1 protein-coding gene is annotated in these 455 nt (G+C 63.1%); it reads left to right on the forward strand.

What is annotated here, in order from left to right; all coding sequences use genetic code 11:
• Window positions 1-223: 223 nt before the first annotated feature.
• Window positions 224-455: hypothetical protein (locus AACY52_RS31085; RefSeq protein ID WP_339561507.1), on the forward strand; the 232-nt coding region annotated here is incomplete at its 3' end.

A 455-nucleotide genomic window follows, 5' to 3' on the forward strand; every position in this document is an offset into this window, starting at 1 on the left:
GATGATCGAGGCCGTGATCGAATCGTGGCCGCAGCCGGCGCACAGCGTCGAGATCTTGCCCTCGTAGTCGCGATGCGTGTAGCCGAGCTCGTTCTTCTTCAGGCCCGGATGATGGAATTTCGGCTTGGCAATGTAGGTCATGCGAGCACCTGCAGCCCCAGCGGCGTCATGGCCGGGCTTGTCCCGGCCATCCACGTCTTGGCGGCATGGAAGGAAGGCGTGGATGCCCGGGTCAAGCCCGGGCATGACGAAGGAGAGAGAAGAGGAACGTTCACGACACGGCCTTCCGCAGCGGGGTCACCTTGAGGTGATCCTGGTGGTCGCCGATGGCTTTTGCGATGAAGCGCGCGGTGATGGGCGTGCCGTCATAGTGCACGATCGGCACCAGCCGCACGGGGTCGATGCCGTTCTCGTTGACGATGAGCTGGCGCAGCTGACTGTCGCGGTTCTATTCG

Origin of the sequence: Pseudomonas sp. EA_65y_Pfl1_P113 (genome assembly GCF_963970525.1) — a bacterium.
GTDB lineage: Bacteria > Pseudomonadota > Gammaproteobacteria > Pseudomonadales > Pseudomonadaceae > Aquipseudomonas > Aquipseudomonas tritici.